This is a genomic window from Microbacterium sp. GXF6406, assembly GCF_054798215.1.
On the sequence record NZ_JBSJZH010000018.1, the window covers coordinates 33,844 to 56,032 of the forward strand.

23 protein-coding genes are annotated in these 22,189 nt (G+C 67.3%); 11 read left to right on the forward strand and 12 right to left on the reverse strand.

The annotated features are described in order from the left end of the window. Positions 1-46: 46 nt before the first annotated feature. Together ACWAUG_RS10630 and ACWAUG_RS10635 are read right to left on the reverse strand one after the other, a co-directional pair. Positions 47-730: a response regulator transcription factor gene (locus tag ACWAUG_RS10630; protein ID WP_298038832.1), complete on the reverse strand. Its 684-nt coding sequence runs from the start codon at positions 728-730 to the stop codon at positions 47-49. Then, on the reverse strand, positions 727-1,944 hold the full coding sequence (locus ACWAUG_RS10635) for a sensor histidine kinase (protein ID WP_460802387.1): 1,218 nt from the start codon (positions 1,942-1,944) through the stop codon (positions 727-729). Before ACWAUG_RS10635 ends, ACWAUG_RS10630 begins: the two co-directional genes overlap by 4 nt. Positions 1,945-2,138: 194 nt before the next feature. On the opposite strand from ACWAUG_RS10635, the gene phoU reads away from it, so the two are divergent. Next, entirely contained in the window at positions 2,139-2,837 is a 699-nt protein-coding gene (phoU, locus tag ACWAUG_RS10640; RefSeq protein WP_298038836.1) for a phosphate signaling complex protein PhoU, read from the forward strand. A 120-nt stretch (positions 2,838-2,957) separates the two neighbouring features. On the opposite strand, the gene ACWAUG_RS10645 is transcribed toward phoU, so the two are convergent. Then, positions 2,958-3,704, reverse strand: a complete 747-nt coding sequence (locus ACWAUG_RS10645) for a phosphoglyceromutase (RefSeq protein ID WP_298038839.1) — start codon at positions 3,702-3,704, stop codon at positions 2,958-2,960. A 47-nt stretch (positions 3,705-3,751) separates the two neighbouring features. On the opposite strand from ACWAUG_RS10645, the gene ACWAUG_RS10650 reads away from it, so the two are divergent. Then, the gene (locus ACWAUG_RS10650; protein ID WP_298038841.1) at positions 3,752-4,573 is read left to right on the forward strand and encodes a methyltransferase domain-containing protein; all 822 of its coding nucleotides are present in this window, start codon (positions 3,752-3,754) and stop codon (positions 4,571-4,573) included. A 34-nt stretch (positions 4,574-4,607) separates the two neighbouring features. On the opposite strand, the gene ygfZ is transcribed toward ACWAUG_RS10650, so the two are convergent. The 3 genes from ygfZ to ACWAUG_RS10665 all read right to left on the reverse strand — a co-directional run bounded on the left by ygfZ (position 4,608) and on the right by ACWAUG_RS10665 (position 6,796). Continuing rightward, a complete protein-coding gene (gene ygfZ / locus ACWAUG_RS10655) occupies positions 4,608-5,726 on the reverse strand; it encodes a CAF17-like 4Fe-4S cluster assembly/insertion protein YgfZ (protein ID WP_460802388.1) in 1,119 nt (372 codons plus the stop codon). A 1-nt stretch (position 5,727) separates the two neighbouring features. Continuing rightward, positions 5,728-6,345 (reverse strand): heme-binding beta-barrel domain-containing protein, encoded by a 618-nt coding sequence (locus tag ACWAUG_RS10660; protein WP_298038846.1) that lies wholly within the window; start codon positions 6,343-6,345, stop codon positions 5,728-5,730. 160 nt (positions 6,346-6,505) lie between these two features. Beyond that, on the reverse strand, positions 6,506-6,796 hold the full coding sequence (locus ACWAUG_RS10665; RefSeq protein ID WP_298038848.1) for a hypothetical protein: 291 nt from the start codon (positions 6,794-6,796) through the stop codon (positions 6,506-6,508). Between the two features lie 138 nt (positions 6,797-6,934). Here ACWAUG_RS10665 and ACWAUG_RS10670 point away from each other — a divergent pair, with 138 nt between their 5' ends. From ACWAUG_RS10670 to pstB, 7 genes are all read left to right on the forward strand, one after another. Further along, on the forward strand, positions 6,935-7,618 hold the full coding sequence (locus ACWAUG_RS10670; RefSeq protein WP_298038850.1) for a response regulator transcription factor: 684 nt from the start codon (positions 6,935-6,937) through the stop codon (positions 7,616-7,618). A 53-nt stretch (positions 7,619-7,671) separates the two neighbouring features. After that, complete coding sequence (locus tag ACWAUG_RS10675) at positions 7,672-9,837, forward strand: RNA degradosome polyphosphate kinase (protein ID WP_298038854.1); 2,166 nt, start codon at positions 7,672-7,674, stop codon at positions 9,835-9,837. Then, a complete protein-coding gene (locus tag ACWAUG_RS10680) occupies positions 9,834-10,796 on the forward strand; it encodes an NUDIX hydrolase (RefSeq protein WP_460802389.1) in 963 nt (320 codons plus the stop codon). The genes ACWAUG_RS10675 and ACWAUG_RS10680 overlap by 4 nt, the downstream gene beginning before the upstream one ends. 118 nt (positions 10,797-10,914) lie before the next feature. Further along, positions 10,915-12,021: a phosphate ABC transporter substrate-binding protein PstS gene (locus tag ACWAUG_RS10685; protein ID WP_460802390.1), complete on the forward strand. Its 1,107-nt coding sequence runs from the start codon at positions 10,915-10,917 to the stop codon at positions 12,019-12,021. A 116-nt stretch (positions 12,022-12,137) separates the two neighbouring features. Beyond that, positions 12,138-13,109, forward strand: coding sequence for a phosphate ABC transporter permease subunit PstC (pstC, locus tag ACWAUG_RS10690; protein WP_298038862.1), 972 nt, complete (start codon positions 12,138-12,140; stop codon positions 13,107-13,109). 1 nt (position 13,110) lies between these two features. Continuing rightward, positions 13,111-14,190 carry a phosphate ABC transporter permease PstA gene (pstA, locus tag ACWAUG_RS10695; protein ID WP_298038864.1) on the forward strand — a complete coding sequence of 360 codons (1,080 nt, stop codon included), beginning with the start codon at positions 13,111-13,113 and terminating at the stop codon, positions 14,188-14,190. 28 nt (positions 14,191-14,218) lie between these two features. Beyond that, positions 14,219-14,998 (forward strand): phosphate ABC transporter ATP-binding protein PstB, encoded by a 780-nt coding sequence (pstB, locus tag ACWAUG_RS10700; RefSeq protein WP_298038867.1) that lies wholly within the window; start codon positions 14,219-14,221, stop codon positions 14,996-14,998. 9 nt (positions 14,999-15,007) lie between these two features. Here the strand turns inward: pstB and ACWAUG_RS10705 are convergent, their stop codons facing one another. The 5 genes from ACWAUG_RS10705 to ACWAUG_RS10725 all read right to left on the reverse strand — a co-directional run bounded on the left by ACWAUG_RS10705 (position 15,008) and on the right by ACWAUG_RS10725 (position 19,829). Next, positions 15,008-15,892 (reverse strand): aminotransferase class IV, encoded by an 885-nt coding sequence (locus ACWAUG_RS10705; RefSeq protein ID WP_460802391.1) that lies wholly within the window; start codon positions 15,890-15,892, stop codon positions 15,008-15,010. A gap of 184 nt (positions 15,893-16,076) precedes the next feature. Continuing rightward, the gene (locus ACWAUG_RS10710; protein ID WP_298038873.1) at positions 16,077-16,706 is read right to left on the reverse strand and encodes a DNA-directed RNA polymerase subunit beta; all 630 of its coding nucleotides are present in this window, start codon (positions 16,704-16,706) and stop codon (positions 16,077-16,079) included. A gap of 20 nt (positions 16,707-16,726) precedes the next feature. Beyond that, positions 16,727-17,482, reverse strand: a complete 756-nt coding sequence (locus tag ACWAUG_RS10715; RefSeq protein WP_298038876.1) for an anti-sigma factor — start codon at positions 17,480-17,482, stop codon at positions 16,727-16,729. Then, positions 17,479-18,078, reverse strand: coding sequence for an ECF RNA polymerase sigma factor SigK (gene sigK, locus ACWAUG_RS10720; RefSeq protein WP_298038879.1), 600 nt, complete (start codon positions 18,076-18,078; stop codon positions 17,479-17,481). Before sigK ends, ACWAUG_RS10715 begins: the two co-directional genes overlap by 4 nt. Before the next feature lie 44 nt (positions 18,079-18,122). Continuing rightward, complete coding sequence (locus tag ACWAUG_RS10725) at positions 18,123-19,829, reverse strand: cytochrome c biogenesis protein DipZ (protein WP_460802393.1); 1,707 nt, start codon at positions 19,827-19,829, stop codon at positions 18,123-18,125. A gap of 153 nt (positions 19,830-19,982) precedes the next feature. On the opposite strand from ACWAUG_RS10725, the gene ACWAUG_RS10730 reads away from it, so the two are divergent. Next, positions 19,983-20,639, forward strand: coding sequence for a fasciclin domain-containing protein (locus tag ACWAUG_RS10730; RefSeq protein ID WP_298038883.1), 657 nt, complete (start codon positions 19,983-19,985; stop codon positions 20,637-20,639). 79 nt (positions 20,640-20,718) lie between these two features. Further along, a complete protein-coding gene (locus ACWAUG_RS10735) occupies positions 20,719-21,360 on the forward strand; it encodes a trimeric intracellular cation channel family protein (RefSeq protein ID WP_460802392.1) in 642 nt (213 codons plus the stop codon). Positions 21,361-21,913: 553 nt separating this feature from the next. Here ACWAUG_RS10735 and ACWAUG_RS10740 read toward each other — a convergent pair. After that, positions 21,914-22,189, reverse strand: a 276-nt coding sequence (locus ACWAUG_RS10740) for a hypothetical protein (protein WP_460802394.1), incomplete at its 5' end; no start/stop codon positions are given.

A 22,189-nucleotide genomic window follows, 5' to 3' on the forward strand; every position in this document is an offset into this window, starting at 1 on the left:
AGGCCGTCACCCCGCGGGGTGACGGCCTCTCTCGTCCTTCTCGCTCTCACCCCTCGAAGCGATACCCCAGACCACGGACGGTGACGAGCATCACCGGCTCTCCGGGGTTCTCCTCGATCCGGGAGCGGATCCGCTTGATGTGCACATCGAGCGTCTTCGTGTCGCCGAAGTAGTCGCTCCCCCACACCCGGTCGATCAGCTGGCCGCGCGTGAGAACGCGGCCGGCATTGCGCATGAGGACCTCGAGCAGCTCGAACTCCTTCAGAGGCATGTTGATCTCCTCGCCCGCCACCTCGACCGTGTGCCGGTCGATATCCAGCGCCACCCGGCCGCCCTCGAGGATGCGCTCATCGACGTCATCCTCACCGGGAACGATGCGACGCAGAACGGCCCGCATGCGCGCGAGCAGCTCGCGAGAGGAATAGGGCTTGGTGATGTAATCATCAGCCCCGAGCTCGAGACCCACCACGATATCGACCTCGGAGTCCTTGGCGGTGAGCATGATGATCGGCACCGACGACGTCGTGCGGATCTGCCGGCACACCTCGGTCCCCGGCATCCCGGGGAGCATGAGATCCAGTAGAACGATATCCGCGCCACCGGTGCGGAATGCGGCGAGCGCCCCGGGCCCGTCCTCGGCGATCTCGACCTCGTACCCCTCGCGGCGCAGCAGATACGCCAGCGGGTCGGCGAGGTCGGGCTCGTCTTCGACGAGAAGGATTCGAGTCATGCTTTCTCTCCGTTCCGGATGCGCACCGGTGCGGTCAGGGGCGCTTTGCGCGCGCGCTTCTTCTTCTTGCGTTCGTTCTCATCCACAGCCGGCGCCTCGATGCGCGGGAGGACCATGGTGAAGGTGGAGCCGTGGCCAGGGCGCGACCATACCCGCACCTCGCCGCCATGGCGCTGGGTCGCGTGCTTGACGATCGAGAGGCCGAGTCCTGTGCCGCCCGTTCGACGGGATCGGGCTTCATCGGCTCGGTAAAAGCGTTCGAAGATGCGCTCGCGGTCGGATTCGGTGATGCCGATGCCCTGATCCGAGACGGCGATCTCCACGGTATCGCCGACCACACGGACGCCGATTCCCACGCTCGAGTTCTGCGACGAGTAGACGATCGCATTCGCGATCAGGTTGCTGACGGCCTCGACCAGGATCTGCGCGTCACCGCGCACGAACGCTCCCCGATCGCCGCCGCGCACCAGGGATACGCCGGCGGAGTCGGCCTGCACGCCGTGCGCCTCGATGGATGTCGCGATGACCTCATCGATCGGGACCGGATCGAAATCGGCCACGCCATCCGCCGCCTGCAGTCGTGACAGGCTCATGATGCGACCGGTCAGGTTCCCCAGCCTCTCGGCCTCGGCGGAGATCCGCGAGGCGAAGATGCGCACCTGGGCCGGATCGTCCGCAGCCGATTCGATCGCCTCGGCGAGCAGGCTCACCGCCCCCACCGGCGTCTTCAGCTCGTGGCTGGTGTTCGCGACGAAGTCCCGGCGCACCTGCTCGAGGCGCTCCTGCTCGGTGACGTCGCGGATGATGAGGAGGGTCAGACGCGCCCCGAGCGCGCTCGCCCGTGCCGAGACCGATCGCGGATCGAGGCTGACGCCCGGCCGGGCGATGCGCATCGTCTCGGTGATGGATGCCGAGGTCGTGCGCACCGTGCGCACCAGCTGCCGCAGCTCCGTGTTGTCGATCGTCGATCCCGGTTCGATTCCGAAGCGCGCCGCCGCATGCGAGATGGCCAGGACCAGACCGGATGCATCGATGACGCAGGCCGCGTCATCCATGCTGTCGAGCACATCGACCGTGCCCTGGGGCACCTGCGTCGAGGACTGCTCGGCGGCCTGCGCCCGGGCGCGGAAGGCCCACAGGATCAGCACCACGAGGCCGATGCCGATCACCAGTCCGATGGCGAGGCCCAGGAGCCCGATCTGCGGCGAGGTCATGCCTACAGCGTAGGCCGCGTTCACCTCGCCTCCGGCGGGTTTCCGCGCCAGAACGCGAAGCGGAGAACTACTATTCACCTAACAGGCACCATTCGTTAACCTTCGCCGCAGAGAATCGACGCGGGCGCGAATCGCCGTAAGTCCTGCGTCTGATGCCACGGAGCATCCACGATCGAATGAAAGGTTGAGTCGCTATGCGCGAAGTCTTCCACCAGTCCCTCGAGGACCTCCAGTCCCGCCTCGTGGAGATCGCCGATCTCGTCACGGTCTCCATCGACAAGGCCACCCGAGCCTTCGCCCAGAGCGACGTCTCACTCGCCGAAGAGGTCATCGCCGACGACAGCCTCATCGACGAGAAGGCCGTCGCCCTCGACGAGCAGGCGATCGAGATCCTCGCCCGTCAGCAGCCGGTCGCCCGCGACCTGCGGATCGTCGTCTTCGCCCTGCGGGTGAGCGCCTCGCTCGAGCGCATGGGCGACATGTCCGAGCACATCGCCCAGCTCGCCCGCCTGCGCTTCCCCGAGCGCGCCATCCCGAAGGGCCTCAAGAGCACCTTCACGAAGATGGGCGAGCAGGATGTCGAGATCGCCCGTACTCTGTCCGAACTGCTGCGCACGCAAGATCTGCGTCTGGCCGACCACATCCGCAACGCGGACGATGACGTCGACGAACTGCACGCGCGCGTCTTCGAGAAGGTCCTCAGCGACAGTTGGAAGGGCGAGGCGGAGGCGACCGTCGACGCCACCCTGGCCAGCCGCTACCACGAGCGCTTCGCGGACCACGCGGTCGCGATCGCCAAGAAGGTCGTCTATCTCGCAACCGGCGACTGGGCCGTCGAAGAGGAGGACATCCCCCTCGCGGTCGAAGCGCACGCCGCGACGCTCGAGGACTGATCCGCGGCATCCGGTCATCGCCGGAGTCTGCTGCCCTCGCCGAGCACCGGCTTATACGTCGAGCTCCCGCCGTACCTGCGCAGGTACGGCGGGAGCTCGACGGTAAGACGGGGCTCGCTGTTACTTGTTGCCCTGCGAAGCGACCGCGGCAGCACCGGCGGCAGCGGCCTCGGGGTCGAGGTAACGGCCCGGGCCCGTGGGAACGTTGTTCTCGTCGAGCTCGTAGACCAGCGGGATGCCGGTGGGGATGTTGAGGGATGCGATGTCATCATCGCTGATGCCCTCGAGGTGCTTGACCAGGCCTCGCAGCGAGTTGCCGTGCGCCGCGACGAGAACCGTCTTGCCGGCCTCGAGGTCGGGAACGATCGACTCGTGCCAGTACGGCAGCATGCGGTCGATGACGATCTTCAGCGACTCCGTGCCGGGAACCTCGCCGTCGATGCCGGCGTAGCGCGGGTCGTTCACCTGGCTGAACTCGCTGTCGGCGTCGAGGACGGGCGGCGGCACGTCGAACGAACGGCGCCACAGCTGGAACTGCTCGGGGCCGAATTCCTCGAGCGTCTGCGCCTTGTCCTTGCCCTGCAGCGCGCCGTAGTGGCGCTCGTTGAGGCGCCAGGTGCGGGTCAACGGGATCCACAGGCGGTCGGCGGCGTCGAGCGCGATGTTCGCGGTCTGGATGGCGCGGCTCAGCAGCGACGTGTGCAGCACATCGGGCAGGATGCCGGTCTCGGCGAGCAGCTCGCCGCCGCGCTGGGCCTCGGCCTTGCCCTGCTCGGTCAGGCGGACATCCACCCATCCGGTGAAGAGGTTCAGTTCATTCCATTCGCTCTGGCCGTGGCGGAGCAGGATCAGGGTGCGCGTCGTCATGGCACCAGTCTATCCAGCGGGCTCCGCCGCGATGGCAGGATGGAAGCATGGCGTCATCTCCCCTCGGACACCCCACCCGAGGCACCACGGGAACAAATCGGCTTCGCCGCAACGACCGGTGGATCGCCGCATCCGACGCTTTCCTCCGGGCCGCTGACCCACTCGTGATCGACCTCGGGTACGGGGCCAGCGGCGTCACCGCGTTCGAGCTGGCGACGCGCCTTTCGAAGGTGCGGACGGACGCCGAGGTGATCGGCTTCGAACTCGACCCGGCACGCGTCGCGACCGCGTCCGCGCAGCTCGAGGACATCCGCGCGGGCCGAACCCCGTTCTCCCCCGACCTGCGGGTCGCCTTCTCCCGTGGTGGTTTCGAGGTGCCTCTCACCGCAGATCGCCGGCCGGCCGCGATCCGCGCGATGAACGTTCTCCGCCAGTACGACGAGTCCGACGTCGCCGACGCCTGGCGGTCGATGAGCGCGCGCCTCGCCCCCGGCGGGATGCTGTTCGAGGGCACGTGCGACGAGATCGGCCGCATCGCCAGTTGGGTCGACGTCTCCTCCGCCGCCGAGCCTCTGCGGTTCACGATCTCCTTGCGCCTCGCCGAGCTCGAGCATCCGGGGATCGTCGCCGAACGCCTCCCGAAGGCACTCATCCACCGCAACGTGCCGGGTGAGCGCATCCACGATCTGCTCACGGCTCTCGACCGCGAGTGGGACCGCTCCGCCGCGCTGTCTGCCTTCGGGGCGACCCAGCGCTTCCTCGCGACGGTCCGCGCGGTGCGCGATGCCGGGTGGCCGGTTCTCGGTGGTCCGCGCCGCTGGCGCCTCGGCGAGCTCACCGTGCCGTGGGATGCCGTCCGCCCTCTTTGAGCGGATTCCCACCGACCCGAGCGATGCGAGCAGCTCAGGCCTTGCGGGGGTCCTGGCCCTCCGGGCGACGCGAGAGACGCGTCAGACGCGGGACGTCGGCGACGGCCCCCGCGTCAGCCGGGACGATGACCTGCTGCGCCGCGGAGATCTCGACGTCGTCGACGCGCACCGTCAGATCGCCGGTCGGCGCCCGTCGCGACAGGATCGCCAGGGCGATCGGACCGTCCTCGTAATGGCGTGCCACGGATGTGATGCTGCCGACCTCGGATTCGCCGGCAAACACCGGCGCGCCCGGTTCGGGCAGCACGGCATCGCTGCCATCGAGGTGAAGAGCTGCCAGACGGCGGGGCGGGTGCCCGAGGTTGTGCACCTTCGCGACCGTCTCCTGCCCGCGGTAACAGCCCTTGTTCAGATGCACCGCGCTGCGGATCCAATCGGCCTCGTGCGGGAGCGAGCGCTCATCGACCTCGGTCGTCCAGCGCGGACGCCACGCGGCGACGCGCAGCGCCTCTGCGGCGAGCACCCCCGCGACGGCGACCTCGTCCAGAGCGGATGCCTCGGCATCCGCTCCGACGATCGCCACGCGCCACGCGTACGCGGCAGCCGGGTGGGCGTCGGCGGCAGAATACTGATGCCCTCCGGTCTGGACCGCGACCCACGGATCCGACCACACCAGCGGAGTGCCGTTCGGCGACGCGGCGGCCCCTCTCACAACAGGCTCGGCGTCGCCTCCGGAGAAGAAGCCGAGGAGCTCGAGATCGGGGCGCGGCGTCACCGTCACCCGCGAGCGGAACACCATGCGGCCGAGCCAGGTGCTCAGCCCCGGGGCATCCTCAGCGTCGGCGATGAGCCAGACAGAGGCTCCGTCTTCGAGCACGCCGGCGGCGTGCTCGACGCGCCCCTGCGGATCGAGCACGAGGAGCTCCGTGCTGTCGCCGGCGCGCAGGCGCGCGACGGACTGAGAGGTGACCGAGTCCAACCAGCTGAGACGATCCTCGCCGGAGACCTCGATGACCGCGCGATCGCCCAGCAGTGCCACCGCGGATCCGCGCGCGAGATCGCGCTGTTCGCGCAGGGGATCGCCGAGATGGGCGAGGACGCCGTCGGCGACCACGGCCGCCGGACGCGCGGCGAAGGAATCGAGAAGAGTCATGTCAGACCCGGGCCAGGCGCGCAGAGGCGTGCGAAGACATCGCTCCGCCGACCGCCGCGATGTCCCAGGCCCACAGGAGGTGCCCGTCGACCAGTCCGTACATGCGGCTGGCTGCGCCATAGGCCTTGCCCGCGGGCGGGCTGACGATGGCGTCGCTGCCGATGTCGATGCGCGGGCCGTTGATCTCGCCGATGTACAGCTCGAGCACGCCGTCGGAATGCGCGATCGAGACTTCGATCGGGAACCCGCCGGATGCTGCGCGCAGCGCCTCGACGTCGTCGACGGTCCGCGCCGCCGCGGACTCCACGGCGGGAAGCAGCGCCGGTCCGGCATCCGTCGCCTCGGCCGGACGTGCCAGGCGCCAGAACCCCGTCTCGGCTACGAGGGGGATCGACACCTCGACGGCCTCATCCGGAGCACCGGAGGAGGTCTGCGTCGCCGTGGCCGAATAGTTCAGATAGCCCGCACCGTCATGGCTGAAGCTCACGCGATGCGTGAACTCGCCCTGATACCGCTGGTCGCCGGCGGTGTAGTCGATCACACCGGAGCCCTCCCAGACGCCGATGAGCCAGCTCAGCGGAGCGAGATCAGCGGGGAGATCGGTGGGGATTTCGAGCACGGAAGACTCGGATCAGCGCTGGCCGCGGAACAGGTTGCGCAGCACGACACCGGCCACGAAAACGATCGCGAGACTTGCAAGACCGAGCAGGCCGATGAAGAAGAATTCGAGAGCGACGAGGTCCATGGCCACCACTCTACCCCTCTCGGCCGTGCGCGTCTCAGACCGGGATCAGAGCGACGAGCCCGAAGGCCGCGGAGACGATGCCGAGCAGGAGGAGGGAGCCGGTCACGCTCGCCGCCGTCCGGAAGATGAAGCCCGACGTCTGCCCGTGCGCGAGCTGCACCACGAAGGACAACAGCACGGCTCCGCCGAAGCCGACGATCAGCCACTGCATGCGCCATGTCTCAGGCACGAAGACCCCGATGGCGATCGCAGCGATGAGCGCCGCACCCCAGACGGCGACCACGCCGATGAGAGGGTTGCGCGGCGCGAGTGCGGGTTCGGACATGACTCCATTGTTACTCATCCGACGCAGAACCAGCCCCAGCGACGTCGAGTCGGGTTCTCGGGATCGATATCATGGGCCCACGGCGCCGTACCCGAACGCCGCTCAGGGCGCCGGATCCGTCGCCGGGAAGGAGTGCGCATGGCACTGATCCTGGTTCTGACACCCGCGCCCGCGAAACGGGTGCTTCCCGCGCTCGAGCTGCTCAGCCATCACGTGCGCCAGATCCCCGCAGAACCGGCTCAGCTCGTCAGCGCGCCCGAGAGCGACATCGTCATCGTCGACGGATGCACAGATCTCGCCGCAGCGAAGTCCTTGTGCAAGCTGCTGCGCACGACAGGGCAGGACGCGCCTCTGATCCTCGCGGTCACGGAGGGCGGTATGAGCGCGGTCTCCGGGGACTGGGGCATCGACGATGTGCTGCTCGCCGATGCGGGCCCCGCCGAGACCGATGCGCGCATCCGCCTCGCCCTGGCACGCAGCGCCGAGAGCTCCGCTCCGGCCCGGGTGCAGGCATCCGGCGTCACGATCGACGAGCAGTCCTATTCGGCGAAGCTTCACGGCAAACCTCTCGACCTCACCTACAAGGAGTTCCAGCTCCTGCACTTCCTCGCCACCCACCCTTCTCGGGTGTTCACCCGGGAACAGCTGCTCAGCGAGGTATGGGGCTACGACTACTTCGGCGGCACCCGCACGGTCGACGTCCACGTGCGCCGTCTGCGCGCCAAACTCGGCGATCAGGAGCAGATCATCGGCACGGTCCGCAACGTCGGCTACCGTTTCAACGTCTACGACGACGAGCAGACGCCCGCGCCGGTGCGCTGAACCGTCGCATCTCATTCACCCGCTCGTCGCGCTCCGGTGACAAGATGTAGTGCATGATCGATCCCGCTTTCCCTGACGCCGGACTCGGCGACGCCGAGGATGATGACTTCGATGCCGTCGAGAAGCCGGATTCGATGCTGCCGGATCACCGCTACCACGACCGCGAGGTGAGCTGGCTGGCGTTCAACCAGCGGGTTCTCGAGCTCGCCGAGGACCCCTCGCTCCCCGAGCTGGAGAGGGCGAACTTCCTGGCGATCTTCGCCAGCAACCTCGACGAGTTCTTCATGGTGCGCGTCGCGGGCCTCAAGCGCCGCATCCTCACCGGCCTCGCAGTGCCGACCAACGTCGGCCGCTCCCCCTCGGACGTGCTCGCCGATATCTCCCGCGAGGCGCACGCTCTGCAGCTGCGCCATGCCGCCGCGTGGACCGATCTCGTCCGCCCGGCACTCGCGGATGCCGGGATCGAGATCTCCGAATGGGATGCGCTCAGCGACAGCGAGCGCAGCGCCCTGACCGAGTACTTCCAGCTGCACGTCTTCCCCGTGCTCATGCCGCTGGCGGTCGACCCCGCGCACCCCTTCCCCTACATCTCCGGGCTGTCGCTGAACCTCGCCATCCGCATCCGCAACGCCCGCACCGGGCGCCAGGAGTTCGCGCGACTCAAGGTGCCCGCGATGCTGCCGCGCCTCGTCGAGGTTCCCGGCACCAGCGAGATCAAGCGCTTCCTCCCGCTGGAAGATCTGCTCTCCAACCATCTCGACGACCTGTTCCCCGGCATGGAGGTGCTCGACCACCACGCGTTCCGCCTCACCCGCAACGAAGATGTGGAGATCGAGGAGGATGAAAGCGAGAACCTCATCCAGGCCCTCGAAGCCGAGCTCCTCCGGCGCCGTTTCGGTCCGCCGATCCGCCTCGAGATCACCGACGACATGGATGATGTCACGCTCGATCTGCTGATCACCGAGCTCGACATCACGGATCAGGAGGTCTACCGCCTCCCCGGACCGCTCGATCTTCGCGCCCTGTTCTCCCTGTCGAAGGTCGATCGCCCCGATCTGCGCTATCCCCCGCACCTGCCCACGACGGCCCTGCCGTTCCAGCCGGCGGGATCAAGCACCCGCGCAGACATCTTCGCCGCGATCCGCAAGAGCGACGTGCTCGTGCACCACCCGTACGAGTCGTTCGCGACGAGCGTGCAGGCCTTCCTCGAACAGGCAGCGCGCGACCCGCACGTCCTCGCCATCAAGCAGACCCTGTACCGCACCTCCGGAGACAGCCCCGTCGTGCAGGCGCTGATCGACGCCGCTGAGGCCGGCAAGCAGGTCCTCGCGCTCGTCGAGGTCAAGGCCCGCTTCGACGAGGCGAACAACATCGTCTGGGCGCGCAAGCTCGAAAAGGCCGGAGTCCACGTCGTCTACGGGCTCGTCGGCCTCAAGACCCACTGCAAGCTCGCCCTCGTCATCCGCGAGGAGGAGGGCATGCTGCGCCACTATTCCCACGTCGGGACAGGAAACTACAACCCCAAGACCAGCCGGGTCTACGAGGACTTCGGCCTGTTCACCGCCGATGCGCAGGTCGGCAAGGACCTCACCCGTCTGTTCAACGAGCTCAGCGGCTATGCGATCGAGAAGAAGTTCAAGCGTCTCCTCGTCGCACCGCTGCACCTGCGCAAGGGCCTGCTGCGCCTCATCAACGCCGAGCGCAAGATCGCCGAGGCCGGCAAGCCCGCGCGCATCCGCATCAAGGTCAACTCGATGGTCGATGAGGAGATCATCGACGCGCTGTACCGGGCCAGCCAGGCCGGGGTGAAGGTCGATGTGTGGGTGCGCGGCATCTGCAGCCTGCGCGTGGACCTGCCCGGTGTGAGCGACAACATCACCGTGCGCAGCATCCTGGGGCGCTACCTCGAGCACTCGCGCATCTTCGCCTTCGGCGGCGACGGCGACCCGCAGGCCTACATCGGCAGTGCCGACATGATGCACCGCAACCTCGATCGACGGGTTGAGGCTCTGGTACGCGTCACCGACCCCGCGCACATCGCCGAACTGCTGGCGTTCTTCGACCTCGCCATGGACGACCGCACCGATTCGTGGCATCTCGGCGAGGGCGGCGTCTGGACGCGCCACTCGGAGGACTCCGAAGGAAACCCGCTCATCGACCTGCAGGACAAGACCATGAATCAGATCCGGCGCCGGCGCCGATCCCGCTCGGTGCGATGACGGCCACGACCCTGAAGATGAACGACGACAAGGCCGTCTACGCCGCCGGCGCCGTGGTGTGGCGCCTGGTCGAGGGAAAACTGCGGATCCTGCTGATCCACCGGACGAAGTACCGCGATGTGACCCTCCCGAAAGGCAAGGTCGACCCGGGCGAGATGCTCGCGCAGACCGCGGTGCGCGAGGTGCTCGAAGAAACCGGCATCCGGGTGAACCTCGGAGTTCCCGTCGGTGTGAGCCGCTACTTCATGCGCCCGAAGCGACAGAAGGTCGTTCACTATTGGGCCGCCGAAGCCACGGAGAAGGCCATCCGGGCGTCGAGCTTCGTTCCCAACAGCGAGATCGCCGCATTGGAGTGGGTCGGGCTGAAGAAGGCCCGAAAGCTCTTGAGCTATCCGGTCGACCTCGAGATCCTCGACGAGTTCGAGCGGCTCGTCGACGACGGTGTGCTGCACACGTTCCCCCTGATCGCGCTGCGCCATGCGAAGGCTGTGTCCCGCTCGGAGTGGGATCGGTCGGATGCGTCGCGTCCGCTCATCGAACGCGGACAGAAGCAGGCGCGCGCCATCGTGGCGCCCCTGCGTGCATTCGGCGTTCGTCGGATCATCACCAGCGACGCCGAACGCTGCCAGCAGACGATCGCTCCGCTCGCGAGAGCGCTGAAGCGGGAACCCGTGCTGACGGAGAACATCAGCCAGGACGCCTGGGAGGACGGCGTCGCCGACATCCGCAGCGTCATCGGCAAGCGCGTACGATCCCGCAAGCCCGCCGTTCTGTGCAGTCACGGACCGGTGCTCCCCGGCATCCTCTCCGAGATCGCCCTGGCGACCGGCACGATGCACGGCTCCTACCTCGGCAGCGCCTCAGCCCTGGATCTGGCCGCATTCTCGGTCGTCCACCTGTCATCGACCAACCCGGGCTCCGGCATCATCTCCATCGAAACGCACGTTCCCAAGATCTGACGGTTCGCTCCCCGTTCACCTTCCGTTTACCTGCACGGGAGAGTCTCGTTAACCGTCGCGCTTAGCGTCACTGTGTGCCCTGCACCGGGCCCAACCATCCACGATCGAAGGATCCACAGTGAAGATCTCCCGAATCGCACGTATCGGCGCCATCGGCGCCGTCGCCGCTCTCGCGCTCGCCGGCTGCGCCGCGAACGAAGGCGGCTCGACCGGTGGCTCGACCGACGAGGGCAACGGCTCGACGCTCTCCGGCACCATCGACGCGACCGGCGCCTCCTCGCAGGCCGCCGCCCAGGAGGCCTGGGTCGCCGCATTCCAGACCGCCCACACGGGTGTCACCGTCAACTACGAACCCACCGGATCCGGCACCGGCCGCGAGAACTTCCTCGAGGGCGGCAGCGACTTCATCGGCTCCGACCGCGCGTTCAACGACGACGAGATCGCCGCCGGCGGCTTCGGCGCCTGCACCACCGACGACATCGTCGAGATCCCCGCCTACATCTCCCCCGTAGCCCTCGCGTTCAACATCGACGGAGTCGACACGCTCAACCTCGACGCGAACACCATCGCGAGCATCTTCGCCGGCACGATCGCCAATTGGAACGACGGCGCCATCGCGGAGCAGAACCCCGACGCGACGCTCCCCGATCTGGCGATCTCGCCCGTGCACCGCTCCGACCCCTCGGGCACGCAGGAGACGTTCACCACCTACCTCGCCTCCGCCGCACCCGAGGTCTGGACCTATGAGGTCTCCGACGAGTGGCCCATCTCCGGCGGCGAAGCCGCCCAGGGCACCTCCGGGGTCGTCCAGGCCATCACCGCCGGCAACGGTGCGATCGGCTTCGCGGACGCCTCGCAGGTCGGCGACCTCGGCCAGGTCCACGTCGAGGTCGACGGCGAGTACGTCGCCTACTCCGCCGATGCGGCATCCAAGCTGGTGGAGAACTCCCCGCTCGCAGAAGGCCGCGGCGCCGGCGACCTCGTGTTCGACGTCGACCCCGCAGCAGCGACCGGCGGCGCCTACCCGATCGCACTCGTCAGCTACCTGATCGCCTGCGAGCAGTACGACGATGCGAACACCGGAGAGCTCGTCAAGGAGTACTTCAGCTACGTCGTCAGCGCCGAGGGACAGGCCGCAGCCGAGGAGAACGCCGGCAACGCCCCGATCTCCGATGGTCTGCGCGAGCAGGTCATCGCCGCGGTCGACCTGATCCAGGCAGGTTGATGACCGTCCTCTGACGTGAATGCCCCCGCGTCCACCGTGACGCGGGGGCATTCACGAGCACGGCCGCTACACCCGATCCGATCCATCCGCACTCTTCCGCCCGAGACAGGGAGACCATGAGCACGACCGAGCAGGCGCCGCCCGCGCTGACAGATCCACCCGCGCCGATCCAGGCCAAGAAGCGCCTCGGCGACCGCGTGTTCTCCGGCACCGCTCTGGGGGCCGGGATCGTCATCCTCATCGTGCTCGCCGCCGTTGCGACGTTCCTGATCATCCAGAGCCTGCCGGCATTCCAGATCGACACGAGCGACAACCACATCCTGCGGGGCGAGTCGTTCCTCAGCTATGTGTGGCCGCTCGTATTCGGAACGCTGTGGGCCTCGTTCATGGCGATCCTCATCGCAGCGCCGATCTCGATCGGCATCGCGCTGTTCATCTCGCACTACGCGCCGCGCCGCCTCGCCTCGCTGCTGGGCTACATCATCGACCTGCTCGCCGCGGTGCCCTCCGTCGTCTTCGGCCTGTGGGGCGGGCTCGTCCTGGCGCCGATGCTGCAGCCCGTCTACGCGTGGCTCAACAAGAACGCCGATTGGATCCCCTTCTTCCAGGGGCAGGTCTCCTCCACCGGGAAGACGATCATGACCGCGGCGCTCGTCCTCGCCGTCATGTGCATCCCGATCATGACCGCCATCTGCCGTGAGGTCTTCCTGCAGACCCCGACGCTGCACGAGGAAGCCGCCCTCGCCCTCGGCGCGACACGCTGGGAGATGATCCGCATGGCCGTGCTCCCCTTCGCCCGCGGCGGAATGGTCTCCGCCGCCATGCTCGCCCTCGGCCGCGCTCTCGGCGAGACGATGGCCGTGACGATGGTGCTCTCGCCCTCGGCCGTGGTCAGTTTCCTCGTCCTCACCGCCACGAACCCCACGCCGATCCCCGCGAACATCGCGCTCGCCTTCCCCGAAGCGCACGGCACCGGCGTCAACACGCTGATCGCCACCGGCCTCATCCTGTTCATCGTGACCTTCGCGGTCAACGCCCTCGCACGCTGGATCGTCGCCCGCCGTGCCGAGTTCTCCGGAGCGAACTGACATGACCGTCATCACCGTCCCCGCCTCCGCATCCCTCACCTCCGGCCGCCTGCCGAAGTGGGCCCCGTGGGCCCTGCTGCTGGCATCCTTCGTCATCTCCTTCGCCGTCTTCGGCGTCGCGAGCATCGGCGAAGACCTCGCCGATTTCAACATCGTCGGCGCCTCGATCGTCGGCATCCTCATCTACATGGTGCTCGTCACCGTCACCTCGGCGATCGCCGAGAGCCGTCGCAAGGCCGTCGACCGGCTGATGACGGCGCTCGTCGCCACCGCCTTCCTCATCGCCCTGCTGCCGCTGGTCTCGCTGCTGTGGACCGTGGTCACGAACGGCCTGCACCGCTTCGACGCCGAGTTCTTCTCCTTCTCCATGCGCAACGTCGTCGGCGAGGGCGGCGGCATCGTGCACGCCATCTGGGGCACCGTGCTCATCACCCTCACCGCCGCCGTCATCTCGGTGCCGGTCGGGCTCATGACCTCGATCTACCTCGTCGAGTACGGCCGCGGCAAGCTCGCCCGCGGCATCACGTTCTTCGTCGATGTGATGACCGGCATCCCCTCGATCGTGGCGGGCCTGTTCATCTACGCCGTCTTCTCGCTGCTCTTCCGCCCCGGCATCTCCATGGGCATCATGGGCGCCCTCTCCCTCGCCGTGCTCATGACCCCGGTGGTCGTCCGCGGTAGCGAAGAGCTTCTGAAGATCGTTCCGAACGAGCTGCGCGAAGCATCCTATGCACTCGGCGTGCCGAAGTGGCTGACGATCCTCAAGGTCGTCCTGCCCACGTCGATCGCCGGCATCATGACCTCCGTCATGCTCTCGATCTCCCGCGTCATCGGCGAGACCGCACCCCTGCTGCTCACCGCCGGATTCACCATGAGCATGAACACCAACATCTTCAACGGGCAGATGATGACGCTGCCGGTGTTCGCCTACAACCAGTACATGAACCAGGGCACGAACCCCGGGGCCGCGCTCGACCGCGCCTGGGCGTCCGCCCTCACCCTGATCCTGATCGTCATGGTGCTGAACCTCGCCGCGCGTCTGATCGCCAAGTGGTTCGCCCCGAAGACCTCCGGCCGCTGAGCCGTTCCGACCCGAAAAGAGACCGCACATGTCCAAGAGCATCGAAGTCAACGACCTCAACGTCTACTACGGCGACTTCCTCGCCGTCGAAGGCGTCTCCCTCGACATCCAGCCGCGCAGCGTCACCGCGTTCATCGGTCCGTCCGGCTGCGGAAAGTCCACTTTCCTGCGCACCCTGAACCGTATGCACGAGGTCATCCCCGGTGCCCGCGTGCAGGGCGAAGTCCTCCTCGATGGCAAGGACCTCTACGGCCCCGGCGTCGACCCGGTGCTCGTCCGCCGCCAGGTGGGAATGGTCTTCCAGCGCCCGAACCCCTTCCCGACCATGTCGATCAAGGAGAACGTGCTCGCCGGGGTCAAGCTCAACAACCGCCGCATGGCCAAGAGCGACCAGGACGCGCTCGTCGAGAAGGCGCTCACCGGAGCGAACCTGTGGAACGAGGTCAAGGACCGTCTCGACCGCCCCGGCTCCGGCCTCTCGGGCGGTCAGCAGCAGCGTCTGTGCATCGCCCGTGCGATCGCCGTCTCCCCCGAGGTGATCCTCATGGACGAGCCCTGCTCGGCCCTGGACCCCATCTCGACCTATGCGATCGAAGAGCTGATCGGCGAGCTGAAGAACGAGTACACGGTCGTCATCGTCACCCACAACATGCAGCAGGCCTCGCGCGTCTCGGATCGCACCGCGTTCTTCAACATCGCGGGCACCGGCAAGCCGGGCAAGCTCATCGAGTACGACGACACCTCCACGATCTTCACGACCCCCAGCGTGCAGGCGACCGAGGACTACGTCTCCGGCCGCTTCGGCTGAGCCCGGCGGTCAGTCGCGCGGCGAGAGCAGATATCCGTTGAGCTCGGCCGTGAGAGCGGCATCGACCGGGAGCGGATGGCCGTCGATGGCGGTCACCGCGACAGCGAGGCGGACGCTGGAGACGAGCCAGGCGGCATCGGCTTCGCCGAGCGCGGATGCCGGGATCCTCTCATAGCCGGTTTCGACGCCCCGCTCGGTCAGGAATTCGAAAGCACTGAGCTGCGTCGTCCCATGCAGGATGCCGCCGCTCGGCGCCGGCGTCACGAAGCGGTCCCCGTACCGCAGGATCAATGACGCCGTCGGCGCCTCCAGGACGAATCCGTCGCTGGAGAGGAAGATCGCGTCATCGGCGGCGCGGCGGCGCGCTTCACGCAGTGCCGCCATGTTGACGGCGTACGACAGCGTCTTCGCACCGAGCAGGAGCCAGGGCGCACGTTCGGCGACATCGAGCGAATACCCTCGGTCGAGAGTGACGACACGCACGCCGGCGGCGCGCACGGCAGAGAAGTCCGAGGCCGGCCCCGTGGTGGCCCAGGCGGTCGGGGTCGGACCGTGCTCCACGCCTCGGCTGAGGATGAGCTTGATCGTGGCCTCCCCCGGCGGGCACTGGGCGGCGGCCATGGCGATCGCCTGCCGCCACTGCTCGTGGTTCGGCAGGGGAAGATCGCACAGCCGCGCCGAGTTCGCCAGCCGCTCCAGGTGCGGGACGACCTCCTGCGGGTGCGCATCGATCACGCCGATCGTCTCGAATACACCGTCGCCGCGCTGCGTGCTCAACTCGCCCACGCTGAGGGCCGGAGCATCCGGATCGATGACCGTGAACGTCTCGGAGAAGTCATCGCGCGGATCAGCGGTGTCGACGGGCGCGATGATGAGGGCGAAGCGCTGTGCCATGCGCCCGACTCTACGGGGAAGCCGACCGATGGGAATAGCGCGTGCCGCGGCACGTTACAATTGAGTGGCCGGGCCGCATAACCCCGGGCTCCAAATTCTGCCGCTGCGAGCGGCCTTCCGCCGAGAGGCGTTTATTGCGGCCCGGTCCTTCCTTCTCCGGAAGCGGGTGCCGCGGAGGCCTCGCTCAGGCGAGATCGCCGACGCGCCAGAGACCCGCGGCCGCCGCGAGATCGCCGGAATAGCTGTGCAGCCGTCGCGCCCGTGCAGTCAGCTCACTCGCACGCTCGGGCTCCGTCATCTCGTAGTCGTCGGCGATGTGCGTGGCGCCCGACACCTGCACGCGGCAGAATGCCGCGGCGCGTTCGAGCGCGACCGCGAAGTCCCCCTGGAAGACGCCGCGCAGGATCGTGTCGATCAGGGCGACGATCTCCTCGGGAGACGCGGGCATCGGCGCTCCGGCGATGACGGCATCGGCCGAGGCGAGCTCGTTGCGCCCGCGCTCGTAAAGCAGCGCTGAGGTGGCGGGGTCGTTGTGGATCGACAGCTGCAGCAGATACAGCCGCCACAACGCACCCGGAAGCGAGATGCCCGGGGCGCTCGCCCAGAGCTCGGCGATGTCGTCGATCCCGTGCTCGGCGGTGAAGGCGATCAGTCGCCGGGTGCTCTCCCCGCTCTCGTCGGCGCGAGCACGGGCGAGCAGAGCGGATGCTGTGGCATGAGCGACCCGTGCCGTCTCCGCCGAGTCGCGCGCGCCGACGAGCTTGTCGAAGGACGCCGAGGGGCGGCGGACGGGGCGATGGAACTGCTCGGGCATCCGTCCAGGCTACTCGCCGATCAGGCGGTCGGGATGACGATCACCGGATCGGTCGTGGGCTGTCCGTCGGGAGACCCGCCGTCCTGTTCGACCGTCACGGCAATGACGTCGCCTGCGTGCATCTCGCCTTCCAGCAGCGCGGTCGCGCTCCCGGCGTCGGGATCGAACACGCCCGCGGCGATCGGCTGCTCGCCGCGCACGAACCAGAGCTCGTAGGTCAGGCCTTCGTCGAGGTCGTCGAGGCCGTCGGTGACGAGCACCGCATTGCCCACCGTCGTGGACCAGTGCGCGGTCGCCCGGGCGCCGGATTCGAGCTCGACCGTGACCTGCTGCGCATCGGATGCCGCTTCGATCTCCTGCAGCGCGACGACGGATGCCGGGGCGGTGAGCTGTGGGAGGAGCACCGCGCTGCCGATCCCGATACCGGCGATGAGAACCACGGCTGCGGCGAGCGCGAAGAGCGCACGGTTGCGGCGCTTCGGTCGGCCGGTGGAAGAAGCGGTCTTCGAGACGGGTGCGGCGGGAGCGCCCTCCGGTTCCGCCTCCCCCTGAGCCGTCGACGCGATTTCGGCAAGAAGCGCTGCGCGCAAAGCCGGCGGCGGTGTCTCTGCGGCGGCGCTCGAGGCAAGAGCTGCAGCAGTCTCGCGGTCGTGCTCGAGCATCGCCGACCACTCGGGGTGCGCACGGAGGGCGTCCGTGAAGCGCTGATGATCAGCATCCGACAGCGCGTTCAGCGCGCGGCCGGCGGCCAACTCGGAGAATTCCTTCTCGTTCATGCGTTCACCCCCATTTCGTTGCGAAGTCTCGAGAGTCCGTCTCTCATGCGTGTCTTGATGGTTCCCAGCGGAGCGCCCGTGAGGACGGCGATCTCGCTCTGACTGTAACCGCCGTAGTAGGCGAGCACGATCGCTTCGCGCTGGGCCTCGGGCAGGGCCCCCAATGCCGCGACGACCCGTTCGCCCTCGAGGCTGAGCTCCACCTGCTCGGCGACGCTGTCATGGGCGACGCCGACATCGCGGATGCCGATGCGGATGTCGCGGTCGGTGCTCGACTGAGATGCCCGCACACGGTCCACGGCCCGCCGGTGTGCGATGGTGAGGACCCAGGTGCGTCCCTGTCCTCTGTTCGGAGCGAAGCGCCCGGCGGATTGCCAGATCTCGAGGAAGACCTCCTGCAGCACTTCTTCGCTCTGGGAGCGGTTGACGAGCACGCGCAGGATGAGCCCGAAGACACGGGCGGAGAGCAGATCGTAGAGTTCGGCGAAGGCCGTCTGATCGCCGGTGGCGACACGGATGAGGAGGTCGGCGACGGGGTCTCCCGCTGTGCCGTCCTCCGGCATCTCCACGCCGTCGATCACCATCTCCACAAGCATGCCGCATCATCTCCCTCGGGCGCGCGCACGCGCCGGTTCGTGGATCATCCGAACGTGAACGAGTAGGCCTGGATGCCGGCGGGCACCTCGACGGTGATCGTTCCGTCGCCGAGGGAGTCCTGGGAGAGGAGTTCATAGGACCGCGGTGCTCCGTCGACGGCGATCCTCCGTGTCTCGCCGTCGTCGCCCGTGACGATGATCTCGCCGCTTCCCGCCAGCACCATCCGCACCTCCGCGGCACGGTAGTTCAGCTGGATTCGGCCGGATGCCGCGGTCGGTTCCGCGTACTGGGTGGCGATCTCCCATCGCCCCTCCAGCGCGAAGGCATCAATGGCGAGCTCATCGGGGAAGCCGAAGTCGCCCGTGCCGGCACGGTATCCGTCGTCGCCGCCGTAGTTGACGTCCTTCGACGAGCCGAGGAAGGTCTCGCGGGTCAGCGTTCCCCTCTCGGGTGTCTCATCGACGACATCGGTGGAGGAAGGAAGGTCGACCGTCGCGTCGGCATCCTGCAGGAGCTCCCGGATCATCTTCTCGGTCGCTGCGTAATTGCCCTCTCCGAAGGAGATGTGGCGCACGACTCCTTCGGCGTCGATCAGGTAGTGGGCGGGCCAGTAGCGGTTGCGGTAATTGGTCCAGGTCGAGAGCTGATTGTCGAGCGCGACGGGGTATTCGATGCCAAAGTCCCGGATCCCGGATGCGACGTTTCCGGCGTCCTTCTCGAAGGCGTACTCGGGCGAGTGGATGCCGATGACCTGGAGCCCCGCGTCGCGATAGGCCTCATCCCAGGCGACGACGTGCGGGATGGAGCGCTGACAGTTGATGCACGAGTACGCCCAGAAGTCGATGAGCACCACCTGTCCGCGCAGCTCGTCGAGATCGATGCCCGCGCCATCGGATGTATTCAGCCACTGCTCGATCCCCCGGATGCTCGGGGCCGTGCCGCAGGCTTCGAGCTCCTCGGCACCATTCGTGCAATTCGACAGTTCACGGTTCTCATCCGTGACGAGGCCACCGAGATCCAGCGCATCCGCCTGCTTGTCGGCGAGATCTTCCTGAATACCCGCGGTGTAGTCCGGGAGAAGCCTTTGCAGCATCTGCGGAACGTTGAAGACGAGCCCCACGGCGAGCAGGATCATCGCGATGCCCGCCGTGATGCGCAGACCCCGCTCACGACTGCGGAAGGCACGGATGCGCTCGACGAGACCGCGTCCGGCGAGCGCGAAGACGAGCAAGGGGATCGCGACGCCGATCGCGAACGACACCGTCAGAAGGACGGTGCCGACGCCGATCTGACCTGTCGCCCCCGCCACGATGATCGCGGCCAGTACGGGGCCGGCGCAGGGCACGAATACGGCTCCGAGGGCGAGGCCGACGCCGAAGCCCGTCCCGCGGTTCTGCACCTCTCTCCGCGGCAACCACTGGAACGGCTTCTCCAGCAACTGCTCGAACCGCGGGATGAGAAGGCCGACGCCGATCACGATCAGCACGATGATCCCCGCCCAGCGGAGGATGTCCTGCGGCAGATTGAGCAGGCCCAGCACGATCGATCCGAGCAGCGTCACCAGCGTGAAGCTGAACACCAGGCCCGCGATCACCAGATAGGGGCGGCTGCGCCGGGCTGGCAATGCCTCGCCGTCGAAGCGCGCGGACTGCGCGCCTCCCGTGAGGAAGATGACCGGGAGCACCGGCAGGATGCACGGCGAGATTCCCGTGATGAGACCGCCGAGCAGTCCGATGATGATGAGGTCCATGTCCTCGCCTTCCGTCACACGGTCATTCGCTCCCGGAGGTCGAATCGGATTGCCGAGAAGTTTTTTCGTCGAGTTCCCATCCGATCGATCGGGGATTCCGAAGAATCATCGACGCCGCGGGAATTCCGCGGCTGCAAGCATCCGGAGGTAGACATGTTCAGCACCAAGAAGAAGATCACCGCAGCTCTGTCGCTCGGCTTCGCGAGCGTTCTCGTGCTGTCGGGTTGTTCCATGAGCGGCGACACCGCCGAGGAGCCGATGGACTCCACGATGCCGGAGGCCTCGGAAGAGGCCACCGACATGATGGACCCGGCGGCGAACCTCGTCGGCCCCGGCTGTGAGGCGTACGCCGAGACCGTCCCGGAGGGCGACGGATCGATCATGGGGATGTCCCAGGACCCGGTCGCCGTCGCGGCATCCAACAACCCGCTGCTCACCACGCTCGTCGCGGCCGTCAGCGGCCAGCTCAACCCCGACGTCAACCTCGTCGACACGCTCAACGGTGACGAGTTCACCGTCTTCGCCCCCGTCGATGACGCCTTCGGGAAGATCGACGCAGCCACGATCGAGTCGCTGAAGACCGACACCGAGACGCTGTCGTCGATCCTCACCTACCACGTCGTTCCCGGCCAGATCGAGCCCGCCGACATCGCCGGCACGCACACCACCGTGCAGGGTGCAGATGTCGAGGTCACCGGTTCGGGCGAGGAGTGGATGGTCAACGACTCGATGGTCATCTGCGGCGGCGTCCAGACCGCCAACGCCACCGTTTACCTCATCGACACGGTCCTGATGCCGCCGGCAGAGTAAACACGCAGGCTCCCGTACGGGACGCCACGGCTTCGGCCGGCGGCGTCCCGTTCTGCGTTGCCATGACTAGGCTGTGCGCATGACCTGGGCGCTGGCACTCGACCTGCTGGGAACGTTCTTCTTCGCCATCTCCGGCAGCCTGCTGGCGGCCCACCGCGGCTATGACATCGTCGGATCGCTGCTGCTCGGCAGCCTCACGGGGCTCGGCGGCGGAGTCATCCGCGACCTCATCATCGGCACACCGCCCGTCGCGTTCGACAAGCCGATCCACCTCATCGCCCCCGTCGCCGCGGCCATCCTCGTCTTCTTCTTCGCGCACCGCAGCGAACGCTACTCCCGGCCGCTGCTGATCTTCGACGCCGGCGGGCTGGCGCTGTTCTGCACCACCGGCACGATCAAAGCCCTCGAGAGCGGAATGAACCCCGTCGCCGCTGTGCTGCTCGGGGTCACCACCGGTGTGGGCGGCGGCCTGCTGCGGGATGTCGTCGCCAACCGCGACCCGCAGCTGTTCACCTCCGACGACCTCTACGCCGTCCCCGCGTTCCTCGGGGCGATCATCGTCGCAACCATCTGGCTCACCCCGCTCGCCAACGTGTTCTCAGCGCTCATCGGGGCCGTCGTCGTCTTCGTGTTCCGCGTGCTGTCGCTGCGCTTCCGCTGGCACATCCCCCACGCCCGCGGCCGGGCGGGCGCGAGCGGGCATGATCTCCGGCTAGACTGAACGTGCGGGCCTCTAGCTCAGTTGGCAGAGCATCGGACTTCAACAAAATAGGAGCGCCCCGGGGGAAACCTCGGGGATGACACCACTCAAAGTCGGGGAACCCTTCCTGGTAAACCAGATGGCAATCCCGAGCCAAGCCGGACGCGAGTCCGGAAGGTGTAGAGACTGGACGGGTGGCACCTAAAGCGAAAGCTACGGTGAAGGGACAGTCCAGACCACGAACGTCTCCGGACGGCGGTGAAAACCGAAGTGGTATGTTAATCCGCGGGTCATGGGTTCGAGCCCCATGGGGCCCACCGCATAAGACGTCAGTGCTTGGCGTTACGGTGCTCGCATGAAGATGTGCGGCACCTGTTCTCAGAAAAAATCCTTCTCCGAATTCAATCGGCAAACCTCGCGCCCTGATGGCTTGCAAGAGGTTTGCCGTAGTTGCAACAGGGCCTCTTCCCGTGCCTATCATCAGCAGAATCGTGAGCACCATCTGCGCGTAATTCGCGCTCGAACGTCAGCGCAGCGCCGGCGGAACCTGGACTACGTCTTTACGCATCTCCAATCACATTCCTGCGTCGACTGCAGTAACGCAGACATACGCGTGCTCGATTTCGATCACCGCCCCGGACAGACGAAACGGGCTCTTCGTAATTGAAGGTGTAGTCGGGGTGCGCGCGGCGATTGGTGGATAGGGGTCGAGGTCTTCCAGGATGGAAGTTCCTACGCTGTCCACCGGAAAGACCTCGACGTGTTCCACGCTACCTTTGCCGCGCCCGATCTGACCACCTTCTGTCGCCTTGACGAGCTCGGCCTGCAAGCTGTCGGGCAGCGCCTGGAG